The 20,883-nt window shown below is 70.5% G+C and carries 22 protein-coding genes; 11 read left to right on the top strand and 11 right to left on the bottom strand.

The window, feature by feature from the left end; genetic code table 11:
- Window positions 1-292 precede the first annotated feature (292 nt).
- Window positions 293-1,621: a PepSY-associated TM helix domain-containing protein gene (locus tag MFF55_RS15010; RefSeq protein WP_238244911.1), complete on the bottom strand. Its 1,329-nt coding sequence runs from the start codon at window positions 1,619-1,621 to the stop codon at window positions 293-295.
- A gap of 266 nt (window positions 1,622-1,887) precedes the next feature.
- Between MFF55_RS15010 and MFF55_RS15005 the strand changes: the two genes are divergently transcribed.
- The 6 genes from MFF55_RS15005 (at window position 1,888) to MFF55_RS14980 (ending at window position 7,069) form a co-directional block, all read left to right on the top strand.
- Entirely contained in the window at window positions 1,888-3,027 is a 1,140-nt protein-coding gene (locus MFF55_RS15005) for an acyl-CoA dehydrogenase family protein (RefSeq protein WP_238244910.1), read from the top strand.
- Between the two features lie 10 nt (window positions 3,028-3,037).
- Window positions 3,038-3,622, top strand: coding sequence for a class I SAM-dependent DNA methyltransferase (locus tag MFF55_RS15000; protein WP_238244909.1), 585 nt, complete (start codon window positions 3,038-3,040; stop codon window positions 3,620-3,622).
- The gene (locus tag MFF55_RS14995) at window positions 3,622-4,308 is read left to right on the top strand and encodes a cytochrome b/b6 domain-containing protein (protein WP_238244908.1); all 687 of its coding nucleotides are present in this window, start codon (window positions 3,622-3,624) and stop codon (window positions 4,306-4,308) included. Before MFF55_RS15000 ends, MFF55_RS14995 begins: the two co-directional genes overlap by 1 nt.
- Window positions 4,305-5,045: a molybdopterin-dependent oxidoreductase gene (locus MFF55_RS14990; protein ID WP_238244907.1), complete on the top strand. Its 741-nt coding sequence runs from the start codon at window positions 4,305-4,307 to the stop codon at window positions 5,043-5,045. The genes MFF55_RS14995 and MFF55_RS14990 overlap by 4 nt, the downstream gene beginning before the upstream one ends.
- 69 nt (window positions 5,046-5,114) lie before the next feature.
- Window positions 5,115-5,570: a GtrA family protein gene (locus MFF55_RS14985; protein ID WP_238244906.1), complete on the top strand. Its 456-nt coding sequence runs from the start codon at window positions 5,115-5,117 to the stop codon at window positions 5,568-5,570.
- A 5-nt stretch (window positions 5,571-5,575) separates the two neighbouring features.
- Complete coding sequence (locus tag MFF55_RS14980; RefSeq protein WP_238244905.1) at window positions 5,576-7,069, top strand: hypothetical protein; 1,494 nt, start codon at window positions 5,576-5,578, stop codon at window positions 7,067-7,069.
- Window positions 7,070-7,072: 3 nt separating this feature from the next.
- Here MFF55_RS14980 and MFF55_RS14975 read toward each other — a convergent pair whose 3' ends face one another.
- A complete protein-coding gene (locus tag MFF55_RS14975; RefSeq protein ID WP_238244904.1) occupies window positions 7,073-7,582 on the bottom strand; it encodes an OsmC family protein in 510 nt (169 codons plus the stop codon).
- 153 nt (window positions 7,583-7,735) lie between these two features.
- Here MFF55_RS14975 and MFF55_RS14970 point away from each other — a divergent pair, with 153 nt between their 5' ends.
- Complete coding sequence (locus tag MFF55_RS14970; RefSeq protein ID WP_238244903.1) at window positions 7,736-8,272, top strand: hypothetical protein; 537 nt, start codon at window positions 7,736-7,738, stop codon at window positions 8,270-8,272.
- Window positions 8,272-8,559, top strand: a complete 288-nt coding sequence (locus MFF55_RS14965; RefSeq protein ID WP_238244902.1) for a hypothetical protein — start codon at window positions 8,272-8,274, stop codon at window positions 8,557-8,559. Before MFF55_RS14970 ends, MFF55_RS14965 begins: the two co-directional genes overlap by 1 nt.
- A gap of 42 nt (window positions 8,560-8,601) precedes the next feature.
- Here the strand turns inward: MFF55_RS14965 and MFF55_RS14960 are convergent, their stop codons facing one another.
- The 3 genes from MFF55_RS14960 to MFF55_RS14950 all read right to left on the bottom strand — a co-directional run bounded on the left by MFF55_RS14960 (window position 8,602) and on the right by MFF55_RS14950 (window position 11,357).
- Entirely contained in the window at window positions 8,602-9,384 is a 783-nt protein-coding gene (locus tag MFF55_RS14960) for an ABC transporter ATP-binding protein (RefSeq protein WP_238244901.1), read from the bottom strand.
- Window positions 9,385-9,388: 4 nt separating this feature from the next.
- On the bottom strand, window positions 9,389-10,243 hold the full coding sequence (locus MFF55_RS14955; protein ID WP_238244900.1) for an ABC transporter permease: 855 nt from the start codon (window positions 10,241-10,243) through the stop codon (window positions 9,389-9,391).
- Window positions 10,244-10,382: 139 nt separating this feature from the next.
- The gene (locus tag MFF55_RS14950; RefSeq protein WP_238244899.1) at window positions 10,383-11,357 is read right to left on the bottom strand and encodes an aliphatic sulfonate ABC transporter substrate-binding protein; all 975 of its coding nucleotides are present in this window, start codon (window positions 11,355-11,357) and stop codon (window positions 10,383-10,385) included.
- A 173-nt stretch (window positions 11,358-11,530) separates the two neighbouring features.
- Here MFF55_RS14950 and MFF55_RS14945 point away from each other — a divergent pair, with 173 nt between their 5' ends.
- The 3 genes from MFF55_RS14945 (at window position 11,531) to MFF55_RS14935 (ending at window position 15,990) form a co-directional block, all read left to right on the top strand.
- A complete protein-coding gene (locus MFF55_RS14945; RefSeq protein ID WP_238244898.1) occupies window positions 11,531-14,320 on the top strand; it encodes a [protein-PII] uridylyltransferase in 2,790 nt (929 codons plus the stop codon).
- Between the two features lie 63 nt (window positions 14,321-14,383).
- On the top strand, window positions 14,384-14,986 hold the full coding sequence (grpE, locus tag MFF55_RS14940) for a nucleotide exchange factor GrpE (protein WP_238244897.1): 603 nt from the start codon (window positions 14,384-14,386) through the stop codon (window positions 14,984-14,986).
- A 68-nt stretch (window positions 14,987-15,054) separates the two neighbouring features.
- Window positions 15,055-15,990: a hypothetical protein gene (locus tag MFF55_RS14935; RefSeq protein ID WP_238244896.1), complete on the top strand. Its 936-nt coding sequence runs from the start codon at window positions 15,055-15,057 to the stop codon at window positions 15,988-15,990.
- A 63-nt stretch (window positions 15,991-16,053) separates the two neighbouring features.
- Here MFF55_RS14935 and MFF55_RS14930 read toward each other — a convergent pair whose 3' ends face one another.
- The 6 genes from MFF55_RS14930 to MFF55_RS14905 all read right to left on the bottom strand — a co-directional run bounded on the left by MFF55_RS14930 (window position 16,054) and on the right by MFF55_RS14905 (window position 20,738).
- Window positions 16,054-17,013 carry a hypothetical protein gene (locus MFF55_RS14930; protein ID WP_238244895.1) on the bottom strand — a complete coding sequence of 320 codons (960 nt, stop codon included), beginning with the start codon at window positions 17,011-17,013 and terminating at the stop codon, window positions 16,054-16,056.
- Window positions 17,014-17,094: 81 nt separating this feature from the next.
- On the bottom strand, window positions 17,095-17,769 hold the full coding sequence (locus MFF55_RS14925) for an alpha-ketoglutarate-dependent dioxygenase AlkB (RefSeq protein ID WP_238244894.1): 675 nt from the start codon (window positions 17,767-17,769) through the stop codon (window positions 17,095-17,097).
- Window positions 17,769-18,407, bottom strand: a complete 639-nt coding sequence (locus MFF55_RS14920; protein ID WP_238244893.1) for a 2,3-bisphosphoglycerate-dependent phosphoglycerate mutase — start codon at window positions 18,405-18,407, stop codon at window positions 17,769-17,771. The genes MFF55_RS14925 and MFF55_RS14920 overlap by 1 nt, the downstream gene beginning before the upstream one ends.
- A gap of 44 nt (window positions 18,408-18,451) precedes the next feature.
- Window positions 18,452-19,249: a 4-hydroxy-tetrahydrodipicolinate reductase gene (gene dapB / locus MFF55_RS14915; protein ID WP_238244892.1), complete on the bottom strand. Its 798-nt coding sequence runs from the start codon at window positions 19,247-19,249 to the stop codon at window positions 18,452-18,454.
- A gap of 63 nt (window positions 19,250-19,312) precedes the next feature.
- Window positions 19,313-19,999: a MarC family protein gene (locus MFF55_RS14910; protein ID WP_238244891.1), complete on the bottom strand. Its 687-nt coding sequence runs from the start codon at window positions 19,997-19,999 to the stop codon at window positions 19,313-19,315.
- Window positions 20,000-20,003: 4 nt separating this feature from the next.
- Window positions 20,004-20,738, bottom strand: a complete 735-nt coding sequence (locus MFF55_RS14905; protein WP_238244890.1) for a class I SAM-dependent methyltransferase — start codon at window positions 20,736-20,738, stop codon at window positions 20,004-20,006.
- Window positions 20,739-20,883: the final 145 nt, after the last annotated feature.

Here is a 20,883-nt window from a genome sequence, read left to right as displayed (position 1 = left end):
TCTCCCAGTCATCAGCACCCGTGAGAGACTATCTGATGATGAAGGATCAATAGATCGAAATGTATTTCGTGTGACATCATACAGCAGCTTTTCAGGAAATAGCCGCGGCAGAGTGGATACTGTAGAGCTTACTTTGGACGAGCGCGCGTCGACTTTCTCATGAGTCGGCTATGGGTCGATGCGGCCTGCGTGACAGGAGCGGAACGGGACGCCGTCCTCGGCTGCCCTGCCGTGGCGCGCCTCCACGGAAACGCTGGCCACGTCGCCTGACGACCCGCTCGAGGGGCGAGGCCTACTCCGCCGGTGCCGGGAAACCTGCTGGCATCGCTGCCTTGCGCCGCACCGAGACCCGCGCCGCGCGCTTGCGCCACCAGATCACCACGCCGGTCACGCTGAGCATGGCGACGACGAGACCCATCACCGAGATCAGGATGCGGCCCGGCAGGCCGAGGATGCGGCCGGAATGGACCGGGAACTGGGCCTGAACGAAGATGTCGGCCGCCGTCCCCACCCAGGGCCGGCGCTCGCCGAGCAGCCGCCCGTCTCCGCCGTCGAAGTAGAGGGCGGCCGGGCCGACGCCGGCCGCGCCGTGGTCGTCGCCGGGCTGGAAGAAGCGGGCCGTGTAGATCCCGTAGCGCTGGTTGTAGAAGATCGAGCCGACGGGCTCCGCCCAGCCGCGCTTGGCGCCCTCGTTCCGCGCCGCCTCCAGCACCGGCGCGAAGCCCACGCCCGGGGTGACCGGCTCGTGCTTGGGCACGATCGCGCGCTGCTCGAAGGGCGTCGGCGTCAGCTGCGAGACCGTCGACATCAGGGGCAGGAAGGCCTCCCGGTAGAGGTTGAGCGAGAAGGCCGTGAAGGCGAGCACGAAGAGCAGGCCCCAGGTCCAAAGCGAGACGGCCCGGTGGAGATCGAAGGTGATCCGGTAGGCGCTGCCCGATGTCTTCACCCGCCAGGCCGGCTTCCAGCGCTGCCACCAGCCGCGGGCGAGTTCCCGTACGACGGCGGCGGGACGCTGCGGGTTCGGTCCGCGCCGCTGAGGCAGCGTCAGGTAGAACCCGACGAAGCTGTCGAGGGTCCAGAGGACCGCGATGCCCCCCATGAACCAGACGCCCCAGTTCTCGATGCCCCACATCTCCGGAATGTGCAGCGAGTAGTGGAGCTTGTAGAGGAACGAGACCAGGGTCTCGCGGGAGATCGGCCAGGCCTGACCCCATTCGCGGCGGCCGAGCTCGGCGCCCGTCACCGGATCGACGAAGATCTGATTGAAGCCGAGCTCGTAGAGCTGCCCGGTGGCGGGATCGACCTTGGGCTGCACGAAGAAGGCCAGCGCCTCCCCCGGCTCCGGCGTCAGCGGCACGCCCACGACCTGCGCCCGAGGGTCACGTGCCTCGGCCGCGGCGGCGAGATCGAGGGAGGACATCGCCGGACCCTGGCTCGCGACCGCGTGGAGGTGCGGATTGAGAAGGTCGTCGAGCTCGTGGTCCCACGAGATCACTGCGCCGGTGAGGCCGGACACGAACAGGAAGGCGGCGATGGTCAGCCCGACCCAGCGGTGGAGCAGGACGAAGACGAGCCTCGGTCCACAGGATCGTCTCGCCGCCGCCTGTCCGGGATCGTTCATCGTGCTGATCGCCACGCCTCGCGCCTCGTCGATGAGGCCTAATAGAAGATCGACAAAGTCCGGGAAAGGCGTAAGTTTTAGAATGGATCGAAGGTATATCCTCGGCCTCTTCTGATCTCTTCGGCGTGAATCCGAGTCATTCCCGGCCCTCACGGGCGCGACGAGATCGAGCGCCCCGGAAGAGAGGTTTTCGGCCGCGGCAACCTGTCCGCCCCGCGAAGACGTGTTTTGCCGAACGAGACGCTTTGTTCCACGTTCAACCTCAGATGAATCTCGTCGCTCAGAACCACGCGATCGCCGCATCGTCAGATCCCGTCTCCGACGCGCGCGCCGTCGCCGCCCTGGCCGCGACCCGTGCGCACGCCCTTGACCGGCCCGGCGGCTTCCCGAGCGAGGAGGTCGCCGAGCTTCATCGGACCGGCCTGCTCGCCGCGCCGCTGCCGACGGTGCTCGGCGGCGCCGGTCTGTCCGAGCGCGGCAGGGTCGGCACCCTGCTCGACGTGCTCGCCCAGGTGGGCCAGGGCAGCCTGGCGCTCGGACGGCTCTACGAGGGCCACGTCAACGCGCTCGGCCTGATCCTGAGCTACGCCGCTCCCGCGGTCCGGGACCGGCTCGCGGCCGACGCCTGCGCCGGGCACCTGTTCGGCGTCTGGAACACGCAATCGCCCGCCGATGGGCTCGGCCTCGCGGACGGCCTGCTCTCCGGCGGCAAGACCTTCGCCTCGGGGGCCGGCTGGGTGACCCGGCCCCTCGTCACAGCCCGGATCGCGGACGGCCGCACGCAGATGCTCGTCGTCGACCTGGTGGCGGGCGAGCGGGCCGATCTCACCGCATGGCGGGCTCAGGGCATGCGGGCCTCGGCCTCCGGTGCCGTCGACTTCTCCGGGCTTCGCGTCGGCCCCGAGGCGCAGGTCGGCGAGCCGGACGACTACTTTCGCGAGCCGACCTTCTCCGGCGGCGCCTGGCGCTTCGCGGCGGTCCAACTCGGCGGGATCGAGGCGGTGTTCGATGCCGCCCGCGCGCATCTGCGCGCGACAGGGCGGGACGGCGACCCGCACCAGCTCGCGCGGATGGGCGAGGCCGCCATCGCCGTCGAGGGCGCGCGCCTCTTCGTCGAGCGCGCCGCCGCCTTCGCGGCGGATGCCTCCGCGCGGCCGGACCAGGTTCTCGCCTACGTCAACCTGGCGCGGCTCGCCGTCGAACGGGCAGGGCTCGAGGTCCTGGAGCGCGCCCAGCGCTCGGTCGGCCTCGCCGGCTTCCTCGAACCCCACCCGCTCGAGCGCCTGACGCGCGACCTCGCCACCTATCTCCGCCAGCCGGGACCCGACCGGGCGCTGGCCCACGCCGCCGCCTACGTGCTCGCCGAGGACGGGCCGGCGGATGCGCTCTGGCGCCGGACGCCGTAGGATCCGCGTCATGACGCGCCGCCAAGCCACGCTCCCGCCCGACTACTTCGAGGGCATGTACGCCTCCGATCCCGACCCGTGGCGGTTCGAGACGAGCGCCTACGAGCGGGAGAAATACGCCGCGACCCTGGCGAGCCTGCCGCGCGAGAGCTACCGGTCCGCCCTCGAGATCGGCTGCTCCATCGGAGTCTTCACGCACGCCCTCGCGCCGCGCTGCGCGAGCCTCGTCGCGATCGATGTGGCCGAGAGCGCCCTCGAGGCGGCCCGCCGGCGCTGCGCCGACCAGCCCCAGGTCCGCTTCGCCCGGACCGCCGTGCCGGGCGCCTGGCCGGAGGGGCGCTTCGACCTGATCTTGATCTCGGAAGTGATCTACTTCCTTGATCAAGACGACCTCGCCGCCCTGGCGCGCCGCATCGCGGAGTTCCTGGAGCCCGGCGGCGACCTCGTCCTCGTGCACTGGCTCGGCGAGACGGATTACCCGCTCTCGGGCGATGCCGCGACGGAGGTCTTGATCGCGGGGACGCGCGGGTTCCTCGACGTCGTCCACGGCGCGCGCGAGGCCCAGTACCGGCTCGACGTCCTGCGGGGGCGGTGATGAGCGGGGCGATCATCCGTCGCCACAGCGGCTGGGTCCGGGTGACCCATTGGCTGAGCGCGGCCGCCTTCCTTCTGCTTCTCGTCAGCGGCATCGCCATCCTGCTCGCCCTGCCGAACCTCTACTGGGGCGAGACCGGCGCGCTCGGCGCGCCGGCGCTGATCGAGCTGCCGCTGCCGGTCAACCTCGAACAGACCGGCTGGGGCCGCAACCTGCACTTCCTCGCCGCCTGGGTGCTCGTCATCGCGGGCGGAGTCTACCTGCTGATCGGCATGATCTCCGGCCATATTCGCCACGATCTCGTGCCCGCTCCTGATCAGGTCCAGCCCGCCCACCTGGCGCAGGAAATCAGCGATCACCTGAGGCTCCGTCCGGCCCGCGGGGACGAGGCGCGCCGCTACAACGCCCTGCAGAAGCTCTCCTATCTCGTCGTCGTCCTCCTGCTGTTTCCGGTGATGGTGCTCTCCGGCCTGACCATGTCGCCCGGATTCACCACCGCCTTTCCCGAGCTGTTCACGCTGTTCGGCGGCCGGCACTCGGCGCGCACGATCCACTTCCTGGCCGGCTGCCTGCTCACCCTGTTCCTCATCGTCCACGTGGCCCAGGTCTTCATCGGCGGCGCCTGGAACCTCACCCGCTCGATGATCACCGGGCGCTACGTCCTGCCACCGGAGAGGGGTCGATGACCGGGATCTCCCGACGACAATGGCTCGCGGGCGGCGGCGCGCTCGCGACGAGTGCGGCCCTCGGCGGCTGCGATGCGCCGGCCCTGCGCGACCTCGCCAACCCCTATGGGCTCAGCAACGCGCTGACCTTCGCCACGCAGCGCTGGCTCCTGCGCCACCAGCCCCTCGTCCGCGAATTCGGGCCCGAGGCGATCTCGACGGTCTTTCCGACCATCAACACGACGGACCCGAAGGACGAGGCCTATCAGCGCTCCAAGACCGCGGGCTTCGCCGATTGGCGCCTTCCGGTGAGCGGCCTCGTCGCGCGTCCCGCAGCCTTCTCGCTCGCCGAGCTGCGGGCAATGCCGGCGCGCACGCAGATCACCCTGCACAGCTGCGAGCAGGGCTGGTCGGCGATCGCGGGCTGGACCGGCGCGCCGCTCAGCCACCTCCTGGCGACGGTCGGGCTCCAGCCGGACGCGCGGTACATCGTCATCCGCAGCGTCGACGGCTGGTGGGACAGCTACGATCTGTTCGACGCGCTCCATCCGCAGACGATCCTCGCCTACGGCATGAACGGGGCCGACCTCCCCGTCGCGCACGGCGCGCCGGTGCGCCTGCGGGTCGAGCGGCAGCTCGGCTACAAGAGCCTGAAATACCTGACGAGCATCGAGGCCGTGGCGCGCGTCGACGGCATCGGCAAGGGCCGCGGCAGCATGGTCGCGGAGCTGGGCTTCGCCTGGTACGCCGGGATCTGAAGCTTAAGCCGGACTTAAGCCGGGGCCGCTAGAAGGTAGGGATGATCCGCCCGACCGACAGCGCGTGAGATGCCGACCGAGCCCCGCCACGCTCCATCGATCCTCGTTCGGTTTGCTGCGATGGCGATCGTCGGCGGGATCGCCACGCTGATCTACGCGGGCGCGACCTGGGCCTTCGTGACAAGGCTCGGTCTACCGATCGTCCTCGCCTCGCCGGTGGCCTACGGTCTTGCCGCCGCCTGGTCCTACCGCGGCCATCGCCGACTCACTTTCGCGGATCGCGAAGCGGGCGCCGGCGCCGCTTGGCGCTTCTCCGCCCTGACCCTCGCGGGATACGCCGCCTCCGCCGTCGTCCCCGCCTTGGCGAGCGGGTGGCTCGGCGCATCACCCGAGGCGTCGATCCTCATCGTCTGCATCGCCATTCCGGTCCTGAACTACGTCGTCCTCAGCCGGCACGTCTTCCGCGGACCTCGGTCGAAGCCGCCGGCAGCCGTCCCGTCGGCCGCTGGCCCCCTGCGCGGGTAAGCATCATGGCATCGCCCCTCGCTCTCGCACCTGCGCCGATGCGGGCGGACGCCGCCACCGCGGGCTCCGGCCCGGCCTGGTCCGGCCTCTCGAGCCTCCTCTTCCTGGCTGTGGCCGCGGGGCTTCTGACCCGAGCCGACCGGCTGCTTGGCGATCCCGACACCCAATGGCACATCGCCGTCGGCCGCTGGATCGTCGCGAACGGTGCGGTCCCCTGGACCGACCTGTTCTCGCACACCTTCGCAGGGCAGCCCTGGATCGCGAAGGAGTGGGCCTCGCAGGTCATTCTCTTCGGGACCCATGCCGCCGCCGGCTGGAGCGGCGTCGTCACGCTCACGATCCTCGTTCTCGCCGCGACGCTCGCGGCGCTACAGGCCTGGCTCTCGATTCGGGTCCGGGCGATGCCGGCGCTGGCCGCCGTGCTCGTGGCCTTCATCGTCCTGACGCCGCACATCCTGGCGCGCCCGCACCTGCTCGCCTTCCCGATCCTGGTCGTCTGGACCATCGGGCTCGTGAGCGCCCTCGAACGGCGCGTTGCCCCCTCGCCCTGGCTCCTGCTTGTCATGATCGTCTGGGTGAACCTCCACGGCAGCTACCCGATCGGCCTCGTGATCGCCGGGCTCCTCGCGGGCGAGGGCATCTTCGTCCGCCCTCGCACCGAGTGGACCCGACAGGCCCTGCGCTGGGCGATGTTCCTCCTCGCCGCGACGCTCGCCGCCTGCGTGACGCCCTACGGCGTTCGACCGTTCCTGGTGAATTTTGGCCTCTTCGGCAGCGGCGAGTCCCTGCGCTACATCATCGAATGGCAGCCGCTCGCCCTCGATCTGTCCGGAACGGTGGCCCTCTTCGCGCTCGCGCTGTCCCTCGGTGCGCTCGCGCCCGATCTGCGCCGCAACCTGTTTCGCATCGCCGTGCTGCTGCTGCTCGGAGCGATGATGATCCGGCACACGCGCTTCGCCGACCTGTTCATCCTGGTCGCCCCGATCCTGATCGCGGGCCCGGCCGCGCTGTGTGTCGCGAGCCTGCGCCCCGAGCCGCGCCCCCGGAGCCGGCCATCGGACCATCTCATCATGGCCGTGCTGGGCCTGGCCGCGTTGGGCTATGCCGCGACCCTGGCGCCGAGGCCGGCTCCGCACGTCACGCCGCTCGCCGCTCTGGAGGCGGCGCGCGGCAAGGGTCTCACGGGACCCGTCTACAACGACTACGACTTCGGCGGCTTCCTCATTGCCGAGGGCGTGAAGACCTTCATCGACGGCCGCGCGGACCAGATCTTCCTCGGCGGCTTCATGGACGCCCTCGACCGCGCCCAGGCGGCTTCAGGCGCAGAGAAGTTTGCCGCCCTCCTCGCGCGCCACGGCATCACCTGGGCGATCGTCCGGACCGAGAGCCGCGACGCCGCCCATCTGCGCTGCCTCGTCGGTTGGACGATGCTGCACGAGGACGCCGTCGCGGCTGTGTACTACGATGCCCGGCGGGAGTCGGCGGCTGAGCGGTCGTGAGCCTCAGGCCCGCGCCGCGTTGACGGCCAGCTCGGGCTTCTGGTTGAGGGTCTGGAACACCACGCAGTAGCGCTCGGTCAGCTTGAGGAGCTGGTCGAGCTTCTCCTGCGGCGCGTCGGTGTCGAGAGCGAAGTTCAGGCGGATCGCCCGGAAGCCGACCGGCGCGCCCTTGTCGACGCCGAGCGTGCCGCGGAAATCGAGGTCGCCCTCGGCGCTCACCGTGCCGGCGCGCAGCTCGATCTCCAGGGCCGTCGCCACGGCCTTGAGGGTGACGCCGGCGCAGGCGACGAGGGCCTCGAGCAGCATGTCGCCCGAGCAGAGCTCGGCGCCCGATCCGCCGGTGGCCGGATGCAGGCCCGCCACCGCCAGCGCCCGGCCGGTCTCGACCTTGCAGGCGATGGCATTGTCGTCGAGGGTACCCTTGGCCCGCAGCGTGATCACCGCGGAATCCGGCGCGTTCCGGTACTGGTCCTTCAGCGGCGCCTGGAGCGAGCGCAGGGTCGTGGCGTCCATGAGCGTTTCCCTTCGTGATCTTGACCGGCCGCGTTAACGGTTGATTCCGCCGACCACAACCGTCTTGTGCCGTGCGAGATCAGCGCGACGAGGACTCTGCCTCCCTATGTCGAGCGACGTACCCTTTGTGCTAAGGTCGGAGCGGAGGAGCACATGATCGAGCCCGTCATTCTGGAGGTCATGCATCGCCTGAACGAACCAGTGCCCGCGCTCGTCCAGGGGCTGGGCTCCGCGTCGCTCGTTCGCTCCGCGCGGACCCGTCCGGGTCGGACCGAGACCTCCAGCCGGTGGGTGGATCATTGGACGAAACGGGCGCAGGATCAGGTCGACGCCTTGGTCCGCGCCTACGCTGCAGGTCCGATCGAAGCGGATCACTTGGCACAACTCGACCGCCTGATCGCGCTCCTTGACGCTGGAACTGACGAGACGAGCAAGACCTACCGGCGATACGAGAAGCTGACAAAAGGGTTCCTCAAGCAGCTTCGAGCGAGTGCACCGGCAGACGCCGCGGCCTTTGCCGCTCAGCGTGATCGCATCTTCGGAGATTGGGCTCGGGCCGCGCTCGTGCGCTCCGAGTTGATTCTAGCTCTCCGTGCGCTGCGAGCCCGATACAGACCCGATGCCGGCACCGGCGACATTTTCGACAATCCCGACGACCTCACAGCTTACCTGCGAGGTGTCGCTGCCTAATGCCGGCAATCCGGCTGGATCCATCGTTTCTGTTGGCGTTCAAGGGGTTGTCCAAGAGCAGAAGGGAGTGGGTCGCCGCGCGTCTTCGGCTGTTTCAGATCGACCCGAGCGATAAGGCGCTCCGGTTCCGCGCGCTCCGCTGCGCGCCCGGGCATTTCTTGATCGACTCTGTCCGCTACGACCGGATCATTCTTCGCCGTGAGACGGACGATCTTTATGCGGTCGTCGATTGCGGCGGCCACGATATCATCGACGCGTGGGAGGCGAGAGCTGGCGACGAGCGCTGAAGCCGATTGCTCGAACGAGGCTGCCGCATCGTCGCGATCCTGTCACCACCAGTTCGCGTTCTGCGGCTCCGCGATATCCGAAACCGACTGCTTCGGGCGCAGGGACTTGTCCAGGGCCGCCAGGATCTTTCGCGTCGCCGCTTCGGTCTGGGCCGAGGTCGGGTTGCGGGGGCGCGGCAGGGGGAGCGGGATGGTGTCGTCCAGGCGGCCTGGCTTGGGGCGCATCACCACGGCGCGATCGGCCAGCGCGACCGCCTCGCCGACGTCGTGCGTAACGATCAGGATGGTCGGCCTCACCTCTTCCCACAGGGCGAGCAGGTGTCCGTGGAGATCCTTGCGGGTGAAGGCGTCGAGCGCCGAGAAGGGCTCGTCCAGGAGGAGGACGCGCGGGTTCGCCACGAAGGCGCGGGCGATCGAGACGCGCTGCTGCTGCCCGCCCGAGAGCTCGCGGGGCCAGCGCCCGGCATGTTCCGAGAGGCCGACCCGCTCCAGGGCGTGCGACACCCGGGCGGCCCGCTCCGCCTTGGGAAGCTCGGCAAGCCCGAAGCCGACATTGTCGGCGACGCTGAGCCAGGGCAGCAGCCGCGGCTCCTGGAACACGAGTCCGACGCCGGGATGAGGGCTGGCGATCCCCTCGCCGTCGAGCTGGATCCGGCCCGCGCTCGCCCGGTCGAGCCCGGCGACGAGGCGCAGCAAGGTGGTCTTGCCGCAGCCCGAGCCGCCGATCAGCGCCACGATCTCGGCCTGCGGCACCGACAGGTCGATCCCGTCGAGCGCCCGGGTGCCGTCCGCGTAGGTCTTGGAGAGGCCCTCGATCGTCAGCATCGCCTTAGAGCGTCTCCCGCGCCGTATCCTGCCACCGCGTGAGCGGTCGAGTGAGCGCCACGAGCAGGGCATCGGCGAGCTTGCCGAGACAGGCGAAGGCGATGATCGCGGCGAGGATCTGGTCGGCCTTGCTGAATTGCTGGCCGTCGACGAGGAGGTAGCCGAGGCCCTCCGAAGCCCCCATCAGCTCGGCGGCGACCACGAACAGGAAGCCGAGGCCGAGCCCCGTGCGCAGGGCCACCAGGGTGGCGGGCAGGATTGCGGGCAGGAGGATCCGGCGGGCGAGCGCCGTCTTCGACAGCCGGAAGATGCGGCCGACCTCGACGAGCTTGCGGTCGACCGAGGCGATGGCGCCAGCGACCCCGATATAGACCGGGAAGAACACGCCCACCGCGATCAGGGTGACCTTGGGCGTCTCCAGGATGCCGAGCCAGAGGATGAAGAGCGGCACCCAGGCGAGCGAGGGCACGGCGCGCAGCGCCTGCAGGGTCGGATCGAGGAGGTGGCGGGCGAGCGGGAGGGTGCCGGTCAGCGCACCGACCGCGATGCCGGCGGTGGCGCCGAAGGCGAAGCCTAGCGCGACGCGCACCAGCGTCGCCTGAACGTGAAGCCAGAGATCGCCCGAAGCCGCCAGCGCGTAGAGGGTGGCGCCGATCTGGCTCGGCGGCGGCATCAGCCGCCCTTGCGCGAAGCCGGTCCGCACCGCGAGCTCCCAGCCGATGGCGAGCGCGAGCGGCAGCAGCAGCGAGAGGGCGACGCGCCCGCCGGCGGCGAGGCGCGCCCTCGGCTGAGTGAGCGCTGGGCCCCCTGACGGCGGGGCGCTGATCTCGACCTGAGGGGCCAGCGTCGGGGCTGTCATGCGCGGTCCGGTCACGTGTCCTTGGAAGTGGCCCGCGCGTCCTTGATCTTGAGCGCCGGCCCTCATTCGGCCACGCAATGACAGAGGCGTGTGCCCAAGGAAAGCGGCAGGGCGCCTGGCGGGTGCTGCCCGTTCGGCCTCAGCGCGTGGCGGGTGCGAATTGCGTGTCGATCAGGGCGTCGACCGCCGCCGCGACGTCGGTTCCCGCCGGGACGACCCCGGCCTGCTGCAGCGCGAGGCCCGCCGCGCGGATGCTGTCGGCCTGCGCCTTGCCGATCACCGGCTGCGACAGGTCGGTGCGCTCGATCTGCCGGGCGATCACGGGCTCCGGCAGCTTGGTGGCGGCCACCAGCGCCTGGCTCAGGGCCTGCGGGTTCTTCACGGCGTAGTCGCGGGCCCGCTCGTAGGCGGCGATGACGACGCGCACGAGCTCGGGATGAGCCTTGATGAAATCCTCGCGCACGTCGAGGACGCCCCAGGTGTTGGCGGAGGCGTCGCGGTGGAACAGCACGGACCCGCCCTCGATCTCGGACGCCGCCATCATCGGGTCGAGCCCGGCCCAGGCGTCGACGTCGCCCCGCTCCAGGGCGGTGCGTCCATCCGCGTGCTGGAGCAGGACGAGCTTGGCGTCCTTCTCGGTGAGCCCGGCGCTCTGCAAGGCGCGGATCAGGAAGATGTGCGGATCGGTGCCGCGGGTCACCGCGATGCGCTTGCCCCTGAGGTCGGCCGGCTTGGCGATGCCGGTGTCCTTGCGGGTGACCAGCGCCGTCCATTCCGGCCGGGAATAGGCGTAGACCGCCTTGATCGGGTTGCCGTTGATGCGCGCGAGCAGGGCAGCCGCGCCGGCCGTCGAGCCGATATCGATGGCGCCGCCGTTCAGGAATTCCAGCGCCTTGTTCGAGCCGAGCGACTGGGTCCAGCGGACCTTGATGCCGCGATCCTTGAGCGCCTCCTCGAGAAAGCCCCTGTCCTTGAGGACGAGGCTCACCGGATTGTAGGTCGCCCAGTCGAGGCGGATCTCGGCCGGATCGGCCGCGTGCGTCGCCGCCGGCATCGCGATGGTCGCGAGCGCGCCGCACAGGGCGCTGAGCAGGGTCCGGCGGTCGAGACGCATCGCGAAGGGCTCCGTAGCGCGGCAGGGGAAAACCGCGGCGGATCAGCTAGGCAATCACGTTCTTTCTGTCAAACGAATTTCCGGCACAGAGAACGAAGCAATCGCCGCAAAGTCCCGGCGTAGAAGGCCTTCCCGCTGGCGTCGGTCCACCAACCTGATAACGGGATCATCCCATGTTCGATGCCGTCGCCGCCCTGGACAAGGTCCTCGAGAACCTCGACCGCGATGCGCGCGAGGCGACGCAGCTGCGGGCCGTGCTCGTCCCGGAACTGCGCAGGGTCATCGCGCTCGGCCACGCCGATGCCGAGCAGCAGCTCCTGAAGGATCGGGACGGCACCGCCTGCGCGCAGCGGATCAGCCGGCTCACCGATGCGGTCATCCGCGCGATCCACGACGCGGTGGTCTGGCGCCTCTACCCCAACGACAACCCGTCGACCGGCGAGCAGCTCGCCGTCGTGGCCACCGGCGGCTACGGCCGGGGCAAGATGTCCCCCGGCTCCGACATCGATCTGCTTTTCCTGCTGCCCTACAAGCAGACGCCCTGGAGCGAGAGCGTCGTCGAGGCGATGCTCTACGTGCTGTGGGACCTCAAGGTGAAGGTCGGCCACGCCACCCGCTCCGTCGAGGAATGCCTGCGCGAGGGCCGCGCCGACATGACGATCCGCACCTCGCTCCTCGAAGCCCGGTTCCTGTTCGGGGCCCGCGCCCTGTTCGAGGAGCTGGTCACGCGCTTCGACGGCGAGCTCGTCATGTTCACGGCGCCGGAATTCGTGGAGGCGAAGCTGCGCGAGCGCGACGCCCGCGTCGCGAAGGCCGGTGCCTCGCGCTACCTCGTCGAGCCGAACGTCAAGGACGGCAAAGGGGGGATGCGCGACCTCAACACCCTGTTCTGGATCGCGAAGTACGCCTACCGCGTCCGCGACCAGATCGAGCTCGTGAAGGCCGGCCTGTTCACGGCCGAGGAGTACCGCGCCTTCGAGCGCTGCGAGGAGTTTCTCTGGCGCGTGCGCTGCCACATGCATTTCGTGACCGGCCGCGCCGAGGAGCGCCTCTCCTTCGGTCTGCAGCCCAGGATCGCCGAGCGCTTCGGCTACGGCCCACGCGGCGGGCTATCGGGCGTCGAGCGCTTCATGAAGGCCTACTTCCTCATCGCCAAGGAGGTGGGCGACCTCACCGCCATTGTCTGCGCAGCCCTGGAGCAGCGCCACGCCAAGCGCACGCCCGTGCTCGACCGCTGGATCGGCCGGTTCCGCGATCGTTTCCGCGCCACCGCCATCGAGGCGGAGGATTTCACGGACGACCACGGCCGCATCAATCTGCGCGGCCCCGACACGTTCGTGCGCGACCCGGTCAACCTGATCCGCCTGTTCTGGCTCGCCGACCGCCACAACCTGCCGATCCACCCCGACGCGACGCGGCTCGCCAACCGCTCGCTGCGCCTGATCGGCCATTCCCTGCGCTCGGACGGCGAGGCAAACCGCCTGTTCCTCGACATCCTGACGTCGCGGAACTCGCCCGAGACCATTCTGCGCCTGATGAACGAGGCCGGCGTGCTCGGCCGCTTCATCCCGGATTTCGGCCGCATCGTCGCGATGATGCAGTTCAACATGTACCACCACTTCACGGTGGACGAGCACCTGCTGCGCTCGATCGGCGTGCTCGCGTCCATCGATTCGGGACTGGTCGAGGAGGAGCACCCGCTCGCCTCCCGCCTCATCGACGCGATCAGCAACCGCCGCGCCCTCTACGTCGCCGTTCTCCTCCACGACATCGCCAAGGGCCGCCCGGAAGATCACTCGATCGCGGGGGCCGCCATCGCCGAGAAGATGGGGCCGCGCTTCGGCCTCAACCTCGCCGAGACCGAGACGGTGGCCTGGCTCGTCGAGCACCACCTCCTCATGTCGATGACGGCCCAGAGCCGCGACCTCTCCGACCCCAAGACCATCGAGAAGTTCGCCGGCATCGTGCAGAGCCTGGAGCGCCTGCGGCTCCTCACCATCCTCACCGTCGCCGACATCAAGGCGGTGGGCCCCGGCGTCTGGACCGCCTGGAAGGGCACGCTGCTGCGCACCCTCTACGACGAGACCGAGGTCGTGCTGTCGGGGGGGCATTCCGAGATCGCGCGCACCGACCGGGTCCGCCTCATCCAGATGGCGCTTCGCGAGGGGCTTCCGGATTGGGACGCGGGCGCCTTCGATGCCTACGCGGCGCGCCACAACCAGGCCTATTGGCTGAAGGTCGACAACGCGCATCAGCGCAAGCATGCCGCCTTCGTACGGGACCTGACCGAGGGGGGGCGCACCGTCGCCACCGCCTACGAGACGGACCCGTTCCGCGGCGTCACCGAGCTCACGGTCTACTCGCCCGACCATCCCCGCCTGCTCGCCATCGTCACGGGAGCCTGCGCGGCGTCGGGGGGCAACATCGTCGACGCCCAGATCTTCACGACGACCGACGGCTTCGCGCTCGATTCCATCATCATCTCCCGCGCCTTCGAGCGCGACCAGGACGAGCTGCGCCGGGCCAAGCGCATCACGGGCGCCATCGAGCGGGCGCTCAAGGGCGAGATCCGCATCGCCGAGCTCGTGGCCGACCGGCATCCGCCGAGCGAGCGCACCACCACCTTCCTGGTGCCGCCCGACATGTCGATCGACAACGCCCTGTCGAGCCGCGAGACCGTCATCGAGATCACCGGCCTCGACCGGCCGGGACTCCTCTACGAACTGACGACGGCGCTCAGCCGGCTCGGCCTCAACATCACCTCGGCGCATGTGGCGACCTTCGGCGAGCGCGCCGTCGACGTGTTCTACGTGACCGACCTGACCGGGACCCGGGTCACCCAGCCCGACCGGCACGTCGCCATCCGCAACGCCGTGATGGAGGTCTTCGCCGGCGACGTCGCCGCCCTGCGGGCCGAGGGCCTGGAGGCGCTGGTCGACTCGCCGCCGCCCCGGGAAGCTTGATTTCGCAGGGCCTCCGTCTGATATCAGCGGCGGCCCCAATCCCTGAAAAATCAACGACAAGCGATGATGGCGAACGACATGGAGAACGAGGAGAGGCGCGAGGCGGCGGAGGCTCTGGAGACGTCCGAGCCTGAGATCGTCGAGGCCGCGCCGGCCGAGCCCGATGCGCTGGCGGCGCTGACCGCCGAGCGCGACGAACTCAAGGACCGCGTTCTGCGCACGCTCGCCGAGATGGAGAACCTGCGCCGGCGTACCGAGCGCGAGGTTTCCGATGCGCGCACCTACGCGGTCACGAACTTCGCCCGCGACATGCTCAACGCCGCCGACAACATCCGCCGGGCCCTCGAGGCGGTGCCCGAGGAGGCCCGTGCCGGCGCCGAGGGCGCCTTCAAGGGCCTGATCGACGGCATCGAGCTGACCGAGCGCGACCTCGCCAAGACGCTGGAGCGCCACGGCGTCAAGCTGATCGAGCCCAAGGGGCAACGCTTCGACCCCAACCGCCACCAGGCGATGTTCGAGGTGCCGGATGCCGAGGTTCCGAGCGGCACCGTCGTGCAGGTCGTGCAGTCGGGCTACGTCATCGGCGAGCGGGTGCTCCGCCCCGCCCTCGTCGGCGTAGCGAAGGGCGGCCCGAAGGCGGCGGTCAACCCGCCCGACGCGGCGTAACGGATCGCTTGCCGAAGACCGGTCCGGTTCTCGCCCCGTCTCCCGGCTCTCCGACGTCTTTAGTCCGCATGCACTTTCGCTTCCTCGTCATCCTTGCAGCATGCCTCGCCGCCTCGGTGACGGCCGCCCGCGCGCAGGCTCCGACGTTCCCGCCGGGCGCGCGAACAGGACTCGTCGCGCCCTCCGGCTTCGCGCCGGCCGCAGCCTTCGTCGGCTTCGAGGACAAGGCCACGGGAGGCGCCATCGTGGTCGGCGACCTGCCGAGTGCCACCTACGACGAGATGCTGCCGACCTTCACGCCCGAGGGCATGGCCAAGGGCAGCATCCGGGCCGCGCAGCCCGCCGCGCCCTGGTCGGTCCCGGACGGCGAAGGCCGCATCCTGAGGGGCGCCCAGGAGTCGCGCGGCGTCACCTATCGGCGCTGGCTGGTTCTCGCGAGGACCAGGGACACGGCGGCGCTCGTGTCGGCCATGGTTCCGGAGGCAGCCGCGGAGGCGGCGACGCCGGCGATCGAGGCCGCGCTGAGGACCATCGCCTTCCGGCCGCCGCCCTCGCTGGACGAGCGGATCGCGGCGTTGCCGTTTCGCGTCGGGGACCGAGCCGGCTTCCGGCCGGTCCTGGCGATGGGAGGCCTGTCCCTGCTCCTCACGGAGGGGCCGTCCGACCAGCCGCAGGCCGCGACCCAACCCGTCGTCTACCTCGTCGCCCACGGGTCCGGTGCACAGGGCGGCCCGGCGGCGAATGCGGCGCTCGCCCGCGAGATGTTCACGAAGACCCCCACCCTGCGTTCCGTCGCATCGACGAGGGCGGAGGATCGCGACGGGACGAGCCGGATCGAGGGAACGGCCGTCGAGGCCGCCACTGGCGCTGAGGTCGAGGTCGTGCAGATCGTCCGCTTCGAGAACGGCGGCTACGTGAGGTCGATCGGAATCTGGCGTCGCGGCGAGGCTGTCCGCCATCGCGAGCGCTTCGAGCGGCTGGAGGCCTCCATCCGCTCGCGATGAGCGGTGTCGTCCCGAAGCCCTCCGCGCCGCTCATCCGAGCCTAAGTGTGATCCGCAGGCCGGCTCACTTCACCTGCACGCTGTCGACGACCTCGCGGAAGCGCGAGAGCGTCGCCTCGCGCTGGTCGGCCCTGACGACGCCGACCGCACGCAGGTAGCCGTCCGGCGCGAAGCGGATCGTCTGCGAGACCACCACCGGCGTATTCGTGGGCAGGTCGACGGCCCGGGCCACGATCTCGTGCCAGTCGGTGCCGTTCTGGCGGTAGCTCTGCGCCCGCTCGATCACGAAGTCCTTCATGGTCTGGTTCGAGTAGAGCGCGGCGCGGGCGAAGGCGTCGCGCTGCTCGGCGGCCGGCGGCGGCTGGACCGCCTGGGCGAGCACCAGGATCGGCTGTTCGAGGTTGACGATCTGGTCCTTGGGTCCCTGCGTCAGCAGAATGGAATTGCCCGCGAGCACCCGGACCGGCCGGAAGCCCGCGGGGTCGCCGAGACGGAAGGGCAGGGCGGCGACCTGCTGCTCCAGCGACAGGGCGGGGCGGACCCGCACGCCCATCACCATGGCGCGCATGGTCTCCTCGGTCTGGGCTCCCGGCAGCGCCTGCGCGATGATGATGCCCGTGACGGTCGGCTCGCCGACGAGGAGAAGCCACTTCTTGACCGTCGGCGCGCCGGCCTGTTCCGCGACAGGCTGCTCGCCGGTGAACAGCACCGCCTCGACATCGCCGGCGACCTTCACCGCCTCGCGGCTCGAGACGATGAAGCCCTGGGCCCGCAGGTTCTCGTCCGTGAAATTCTTCTCGAGATCGCTGAAGGCCGCCGGCGGGAGCTCGACCACCGAGACCGTGGCCCCGCCCTCCACCCGCTCGAAGCCGGCAAAGCGCTTCGAGGGCACCATGTCGGCGGGCGGCTCGAAGCCGAAGCGTGAGCTTGCCGGATAGACGGGCTCGCCCGCCCGCACCCCGCCTGCCACGGCAAGGAAGAGGGCCAGCGCCGCGCAAGATCGCGCGAGAGAACGCATACGCATCGGATCGGATCTCCGCATGGATTCCGCTGGAGCCGCTCGGCAGCCCGTCGGATCGATCCGTCGGCCCGCGCCAAGCTGCTGTCAAGCGCTCCGCATGGCGACCGGCCGCCTCACGCGGCGCAGGGTGAGGTTGCATCGACCGCCCGAGGGGAGGAAGTCGGGCGGCGGCTGCCCCGTCGCGAGCAGGTCGGCCTCCGCCGCAAGGATGCGGTCGACGCCGTGATGGATCAGGCGCGAGGCGCCGCCCATGACGAGGGCATCGCCGGAGCGGAGCCGGATCGAGCGGGTCGGGTCGCCCCGGCGCAGGCCGCCGTAGCGGAAGAGCGCGGTCGCTCCGAGCGAGAGGGAGAGCACCGGCGCGTCGAGATCGGCCTCGTCGCGGTCCTGATGCAGGCCCATGCGCGCCCGCGGATCGTAGAGATTGACGAGGCAGGCCTCCGGCGGCGCGCCGTAGCCGGCGATCGCGTCCCAGGCCGCTCTCGCGCTCTCCGGGATGTCCGGCCAGGGCATGCCGAGATTGGGATGCAGGGGCTGGTAGCGGTAGCCGGCGACGTCCGAGACCCAGCCGAGCGGCCCGCAATTCGTCATGCGCACCGAGAAGGGCACGCCGGTGCGCGGCATCCGGGGCAGGAAGGGCGGTGCCGCTTGGATTACCTGGGCCAGCTCGGCGGCGAGACGGCCCTGCGCCGCATCATCAAGATAGCCCGGATAGTGGATCAGGCCGGGCGCGAGCGCGATCCCGTCCCGGTCCCGCATCAGGACGCCTCGTCGATGTCCCGCTCCAGCACCGACTTGCTCTCCACCGTCGTGTCGGCCTTGAGGTGGTAGACCAGCGGGATGCCGGTCGCGATCTCGAGGCTGGCGATGGTCTTCGTCGTCATGCCGTCGAGCACCATGACCAGGGCGCGGAGCGAGTTGCCGTGGGCGGCGACGAGGACGCGCTCGCCCGCCATGACCCGGGGCAGGATGGTCTGGATGTAGTAGGGCAGGACCCGGGCGGCGGTGTCCTTCAGGCTCTCGCCGCCCGGCGGCGGCACGTCGTAGGAGCGGCGCCACTGGCGGACCTGCTCGTCGCCCCAGCGCTCGCGGGCGTCGTCCTTGTTGAGGCCCGACAGGTCGCCGTAATCGCGCTCGTTCAGCGCCTCGGACCGCAGCACGTCGATGCCGCCTTGGCCCATCTCCTCCAGCATCAGGGCGCAGGTGCGCTGGGCCCGGCGCAGGTTCGAGGTGAAGGCCACGTCAAACGCGAACCCCTGCTGCTTGAGCCAGCGCCCGGCCTGGCGCGCCTCCTCGACGCCCAGATCCGTCAGCTCCGGATCGCGCCAGCCGGTGAACAGCTTCTTGAGGTTCCACTCGCTCTGACCGTGGCGAGCGAGGACGAGCAGGCGCTCCATCGTGGGTTCATCCTGTTGGAACGGGGGGATGAGGCGGGCTCCTATCAGAGGCCGAGCACATCGGCCATGCCGTAGAGTCCCGGCGGACGGTCGAAGGCCCAGCGCGCCGCCCGCACGGCGCCGCGGGCGAAGATGGTCCGATCCTCGGCGTGATGGCTCAGGGTGATGCGCTCGCCCGGACCCGCGAGGATAACGCTGTGGTCGCCCACGACCGACCCGCCGCGCAGGGTGGCGAAGCCGATATCGCCGGGCCGGCGCGCGCCGGTATGGCCGTCGCGGGTCGAGACGCGCGTCTCGGACAGGGCGACGCCGCGGCCCTCCGCCGCCGCCTCGCCGAGGAGAAGGGCCGTGCCCGAGGGCGCATCCACCTTCATGCGGTGGTGCATCTCGACGATCTCGATGTCGTAATCCGGACCGAGCGCGGCCGCGACCTTGCGCACGAGACCCGCGAGCAGGTTGACGCCGAGCGACATGTTGCCGGAGCGCACGAGCCGGGCATGGCGCGCGGCCGCTGCGAGCTTCGCGAGGTCGGGCTCGGCGAGGCCCGTCGTGCCGATCACGTGGACGATGCGGGCCTGCGCGGCGAGCTCGGCGAAGAAGGTCGTCGCCGCGGGCGTCGTGAAGTCCAGCACGCCGTCCGTCGCCGCGAAGGCGGGGAGCGGATCGTCGGTGACGGGCACGCCGAGCGCGCCGATCCCTGCCAGCGTGCCGGCGTCCTGACCCAGGGCGGCGGAGCCCTCGCGCTCGATCGCGCTGGACAGGGTGCAGCCCTCCGCCTCGGCCACCGCGCGAATCAGCATCCGCCCCATGCGCCCGTCGGCGCCGACAACTACGAGCCGCATCGCTTTCCTCGATCTCGGAGTGGTTTGCGGTATAGGCTCAGGACGACCCTGCCAAGGTGACGACTAAGGTCGCGCGGCGAGCAGGGGCCCGAGCACGTCGACGATCCCGTTCAGGGTGATCTGGGTTCCGACGCAGAGGAGCAGGAAGGCGGAAAGCCGGCCGAGCACCCGGGCGCGGATCGGGCCGATCAGGGAGACGACCCGGTCGGCCGAGCCGTAGGCGATGCGCACCATCAGGGCGATGGCGAGCGCCGCGAGGGAGACCCCCAGAAAGAAGCCGACGAGATCGGGCCCGGCCGGCGGGCGGTTCGAGCCAAGCGCGATCGCCACTGCGATGGTGCCGGGGCCCGTCGTGAAGGGCAGCGTCAGCGGGAAGAAGGCGATCTCGGCGAGGTTGCGCGCGGGCTCCCGCACGGCCTCAGCCTGCTTGCGCGCCTCGCGGGCCTCGGGCGCGGTCAGCAGGGCCCAGGCCGAGGCGCCGACGACGAGGCCGCCGGCGATGCGGAGTGCCGCCAGCGACACGCCGAAGAAGTTGAGGATCGGCGCGCCGGCCCAGAGGGCCGCCAGCATCACCAGCGCCGCGTAGAAGCCGATGCGGCGGGCGAGCTCGACGCGCTCGGCATGGGAGTTCTCGCCTGTCACCTGCGCGAAGATGATGGCGCCGCCCACCGGGTTCACGATGGAGAACAGGGTGGAGAGGGCAAGCAGGAAGCTCGCCAGCGCGGCCTCGGCGCCGATGAAGCTCGTCATGGCCTCAGCCCGGGGAAGGGGCAGGCACGAGCACCCGGGCCGGGGCGAGCCGGGTGGCGCGGCGCACCGCCTTCACGGCGATGGGGCGATAGAGCTGCTTCGTCGCGTCGACGACGTGCAAGCCCGCGAAGGGCAGCGACAGGCCGGTGCCGACGCGCTCCCAGGCCCCGGAGGTCCTGAGCCAGAGTCGGCTCGCCACGGGCGGCATGTAGAGCGTCTCGGCCCAGCCCTCCGGCGAGAACAGGGTCTGGCGCATCAGGCGCCCGAGCTGCGAGCGGCTGTAGGGCTGGCCGTGCCCGAAGGGCGTGGCGTCGCGTCGGGCCCAGACGCCGCGGCGGTTGGGAACGACGAGGATCATCCGGCCCCCCGGCGTCAGGACGCGCCAGACGTCCTGGAGGAGCTCCGTCGGGCTCTCGACCGATTCGAGCGCGTGGACCAGGATCACCCGGTCCACCGCCGCCTCGGGCAAGGGCATCATGGTCGGGTCGGCGAGCGCCGCGCAGGAGCGTCCGCTCCCGGGCCAGTTCACCACGCCCTGCGTCGCCGGCATGAAGGCGAGCGTCCGCTCGGCGATGACGTGGACGGGGCCGAGATAGGGGGTGGCGTAGCCCAGCCCCAGCACGCGCAGGCCCGATACGGAGCCGAGGAACCCGTGGATCGCCCGACCCACGATGCGGTGCGTGACGCCGCCGAGGGGGCTCGCGTAGAAGGCGCGCAGGTCGGTGACGTCGAGACGCATGAAGGATTCCGGCGCGGCCTTGGGCTTTCGCGATCGGGCTCTTGGAGCGCATCAATGGGGATCGCGGGGCGGCAGGGCAACCCGCGACGGCCGGAACCGCCGCGTTTGCCCCCGGTTCTTCGACCGCATCTGCCCACCGAGAGGC

The organism is Methylobacterium iners, assembly GCF_022179305.1.
GTDB classification, from domain to species: Bacteria; Pseudomonadota; Alphaproteobacteria; order Rhizobiales; family Beijerinckiaceae; genus Methylobacterium; species Methylobacterium iners.
The sequence above is the reverse complement of the archived record's forward strand: the minus strand, read 5'-3'. Positions and strand labels throughout refer to the sequence as shown.

Excerpts from the sequence above, each read along its gene's own strand:
- MFF55_RS15010 (WP_238244911.1), bottom strand. The coding sequence starts at position 1,621 with ATGAACGATCCCGGACAGGCGGCGGCGAGACGATCCTGTGGACCGAGG.
- MFF55_RS14950 (WP_238244899.1), bottom strand. The coding sequence starts at position 11,357 with ATGCGTCTCGACCGCCGGACCCTGCTCAGCGCCCTGTGCGGCGCGCTC.
- MFF55_RS15005 (WP_238244910.1), top strand. The coding sequence starts at position 1,888 with ATGAATCTCGTCGCTCAGAACCACGCGATCGCCGCATCGTCAGATCCC.
- MFF55_RS14955 (WP_238244900.1), bottom strand. The coding sequence starts at position 10,243 with ATGACAGCCCCGACGCTGGCCCCTCAGGTCGAGATCAGCGCCCCGCCG.
- MFF55_RS14920 (WP_238244893.1), bottom strand. The coding sequence starts at position 18,407 with ATGGAGCGCCTGCTCGTCCTCGCTCGCCACGGTCAGAGCGAGTGGAAC.
- MFF55_RS14975 (WP_238244904.1), bottom strand. The coding sequence starts at position 7,582 with ATGGACGCCACGACCCTGCGCTCGCTCCAGGCGCCGCTGAAGGACCAG.
- MFF55_RS14985 (WP_238244906.1), top strand. The coding sequence starts at position 5,115 with ATGCCGACCGAGCCCCGCCACGCTCCATCGATCCTCGTTCGGTTTGCT.
- MFF55_RS14930 (WP_238244895.1), bottom strand. The coding sequence starts at position 17,013 with ATGCGTATGCGTTCTCTCGCGCGATCTTGCGCGGCGCTGGCCCTCTTC.
- MFF55_RS14980 (WP_238244905.1), top strand. The coding sequence starts at position 5,576 with ATGGCATCGCCCCTCGCTCTCGCACCTGCGCCGATGCGGGCGGACGCC.
- grpE (WP_238244897.1), top strand. The coding sequence starts at position 14,384 with ATGATGGCGAACGACATGGAGAACGAGGAGAGGCGCGAGGCGGCGGAG.
- MFF55_RS14965 (WP_238244902.1), top strand. The coding sequence starts at position 8,272 with ATGCCGGCAATCCGGCTGGATCCATCGTTTCTGTTGGCGTTCAAGGGG.
- MFF55_RS14910 (WP_238244891.1), bottom strand. The coding sequence starts at position 19,999 with ATGACGAGCTTCATCGGCGCCGAGGCCGCGCTGGCGAGCTTCCTGCTT.
- MFF55_RS15000 (WP_238244909.1), top strand. The coding sequence starts at position 3,038 with ATGACGCGCCGCCAAGCCACGCTCCCGCCCGACTACTTCGAGGGCATG.
- dapB (WP_238244892.1), bottom strand. The coding sequence starts at position 19,249 with ATGCGGCTCGTAGTTGTCGGCGCCGACGGGCGCATGGGGCGGATGCTG.
- MFF55_RS14905 (WP_238244890.1), bottom strand. The coding sequence starts at position 20,738 with ATGCGTCTCGACGTCACCGACCTGCGCGCCTTCTACGCGAGCCCCCTC.
- MFF55_RS14970 (WP_238244903.1), top strand. The coding sequence starts at position 7,736 with ATGATCGAGCCCGTCATTCTGGAGGTCATGCATCGCCTGAACGAACCA.
- MFF55_RS14990 (WP_238244907.1), top strand. The coding sequence starts at position 4,305 with ATGACCGGGATCTCCCGACGACAATGGCTCGCGGGCGGCGGCGCGCTC.
- MFF55_RS14935 (WP_238244896.1), top strand. The coding sequence starts at position 15,055 with ATGCACTTTCGCTTCCTCGTCATCCTTGCAGCATGCCTCGCCGCCTCG.
- MFF55_RS14925 (WP_238244894.1), bottom strand. The coding sequence starts at position 17,769 with ATGCGGGACCGGGACGGGATCGCGCTCGCGCCCGGCCTGATCCACTAT.
- MFF55_RS14945 (WP_238244898.1), top strand. The coding sequence starts at position 11,531 with ATGTTCGATGCCGTCGCCGCCCTGGACAAGGTCCTCGAGAACCTCGAC.
- MFF55_RS14995 (WP_238244908.1), top strand. The coding sequence starts at position 3,622 with ATGAGCGGGGCGATCATCCGTCGCCACAGCGGCTGGGTCCGGGTGACC.
- MFF55_RS14960 (WP_238244901.1), bottom strand. The coding sequence starts at position 9,384 with ATGCTGACGATCGAGGGCCTCTCCAAGACCTACGCGGACGGCACCCGG.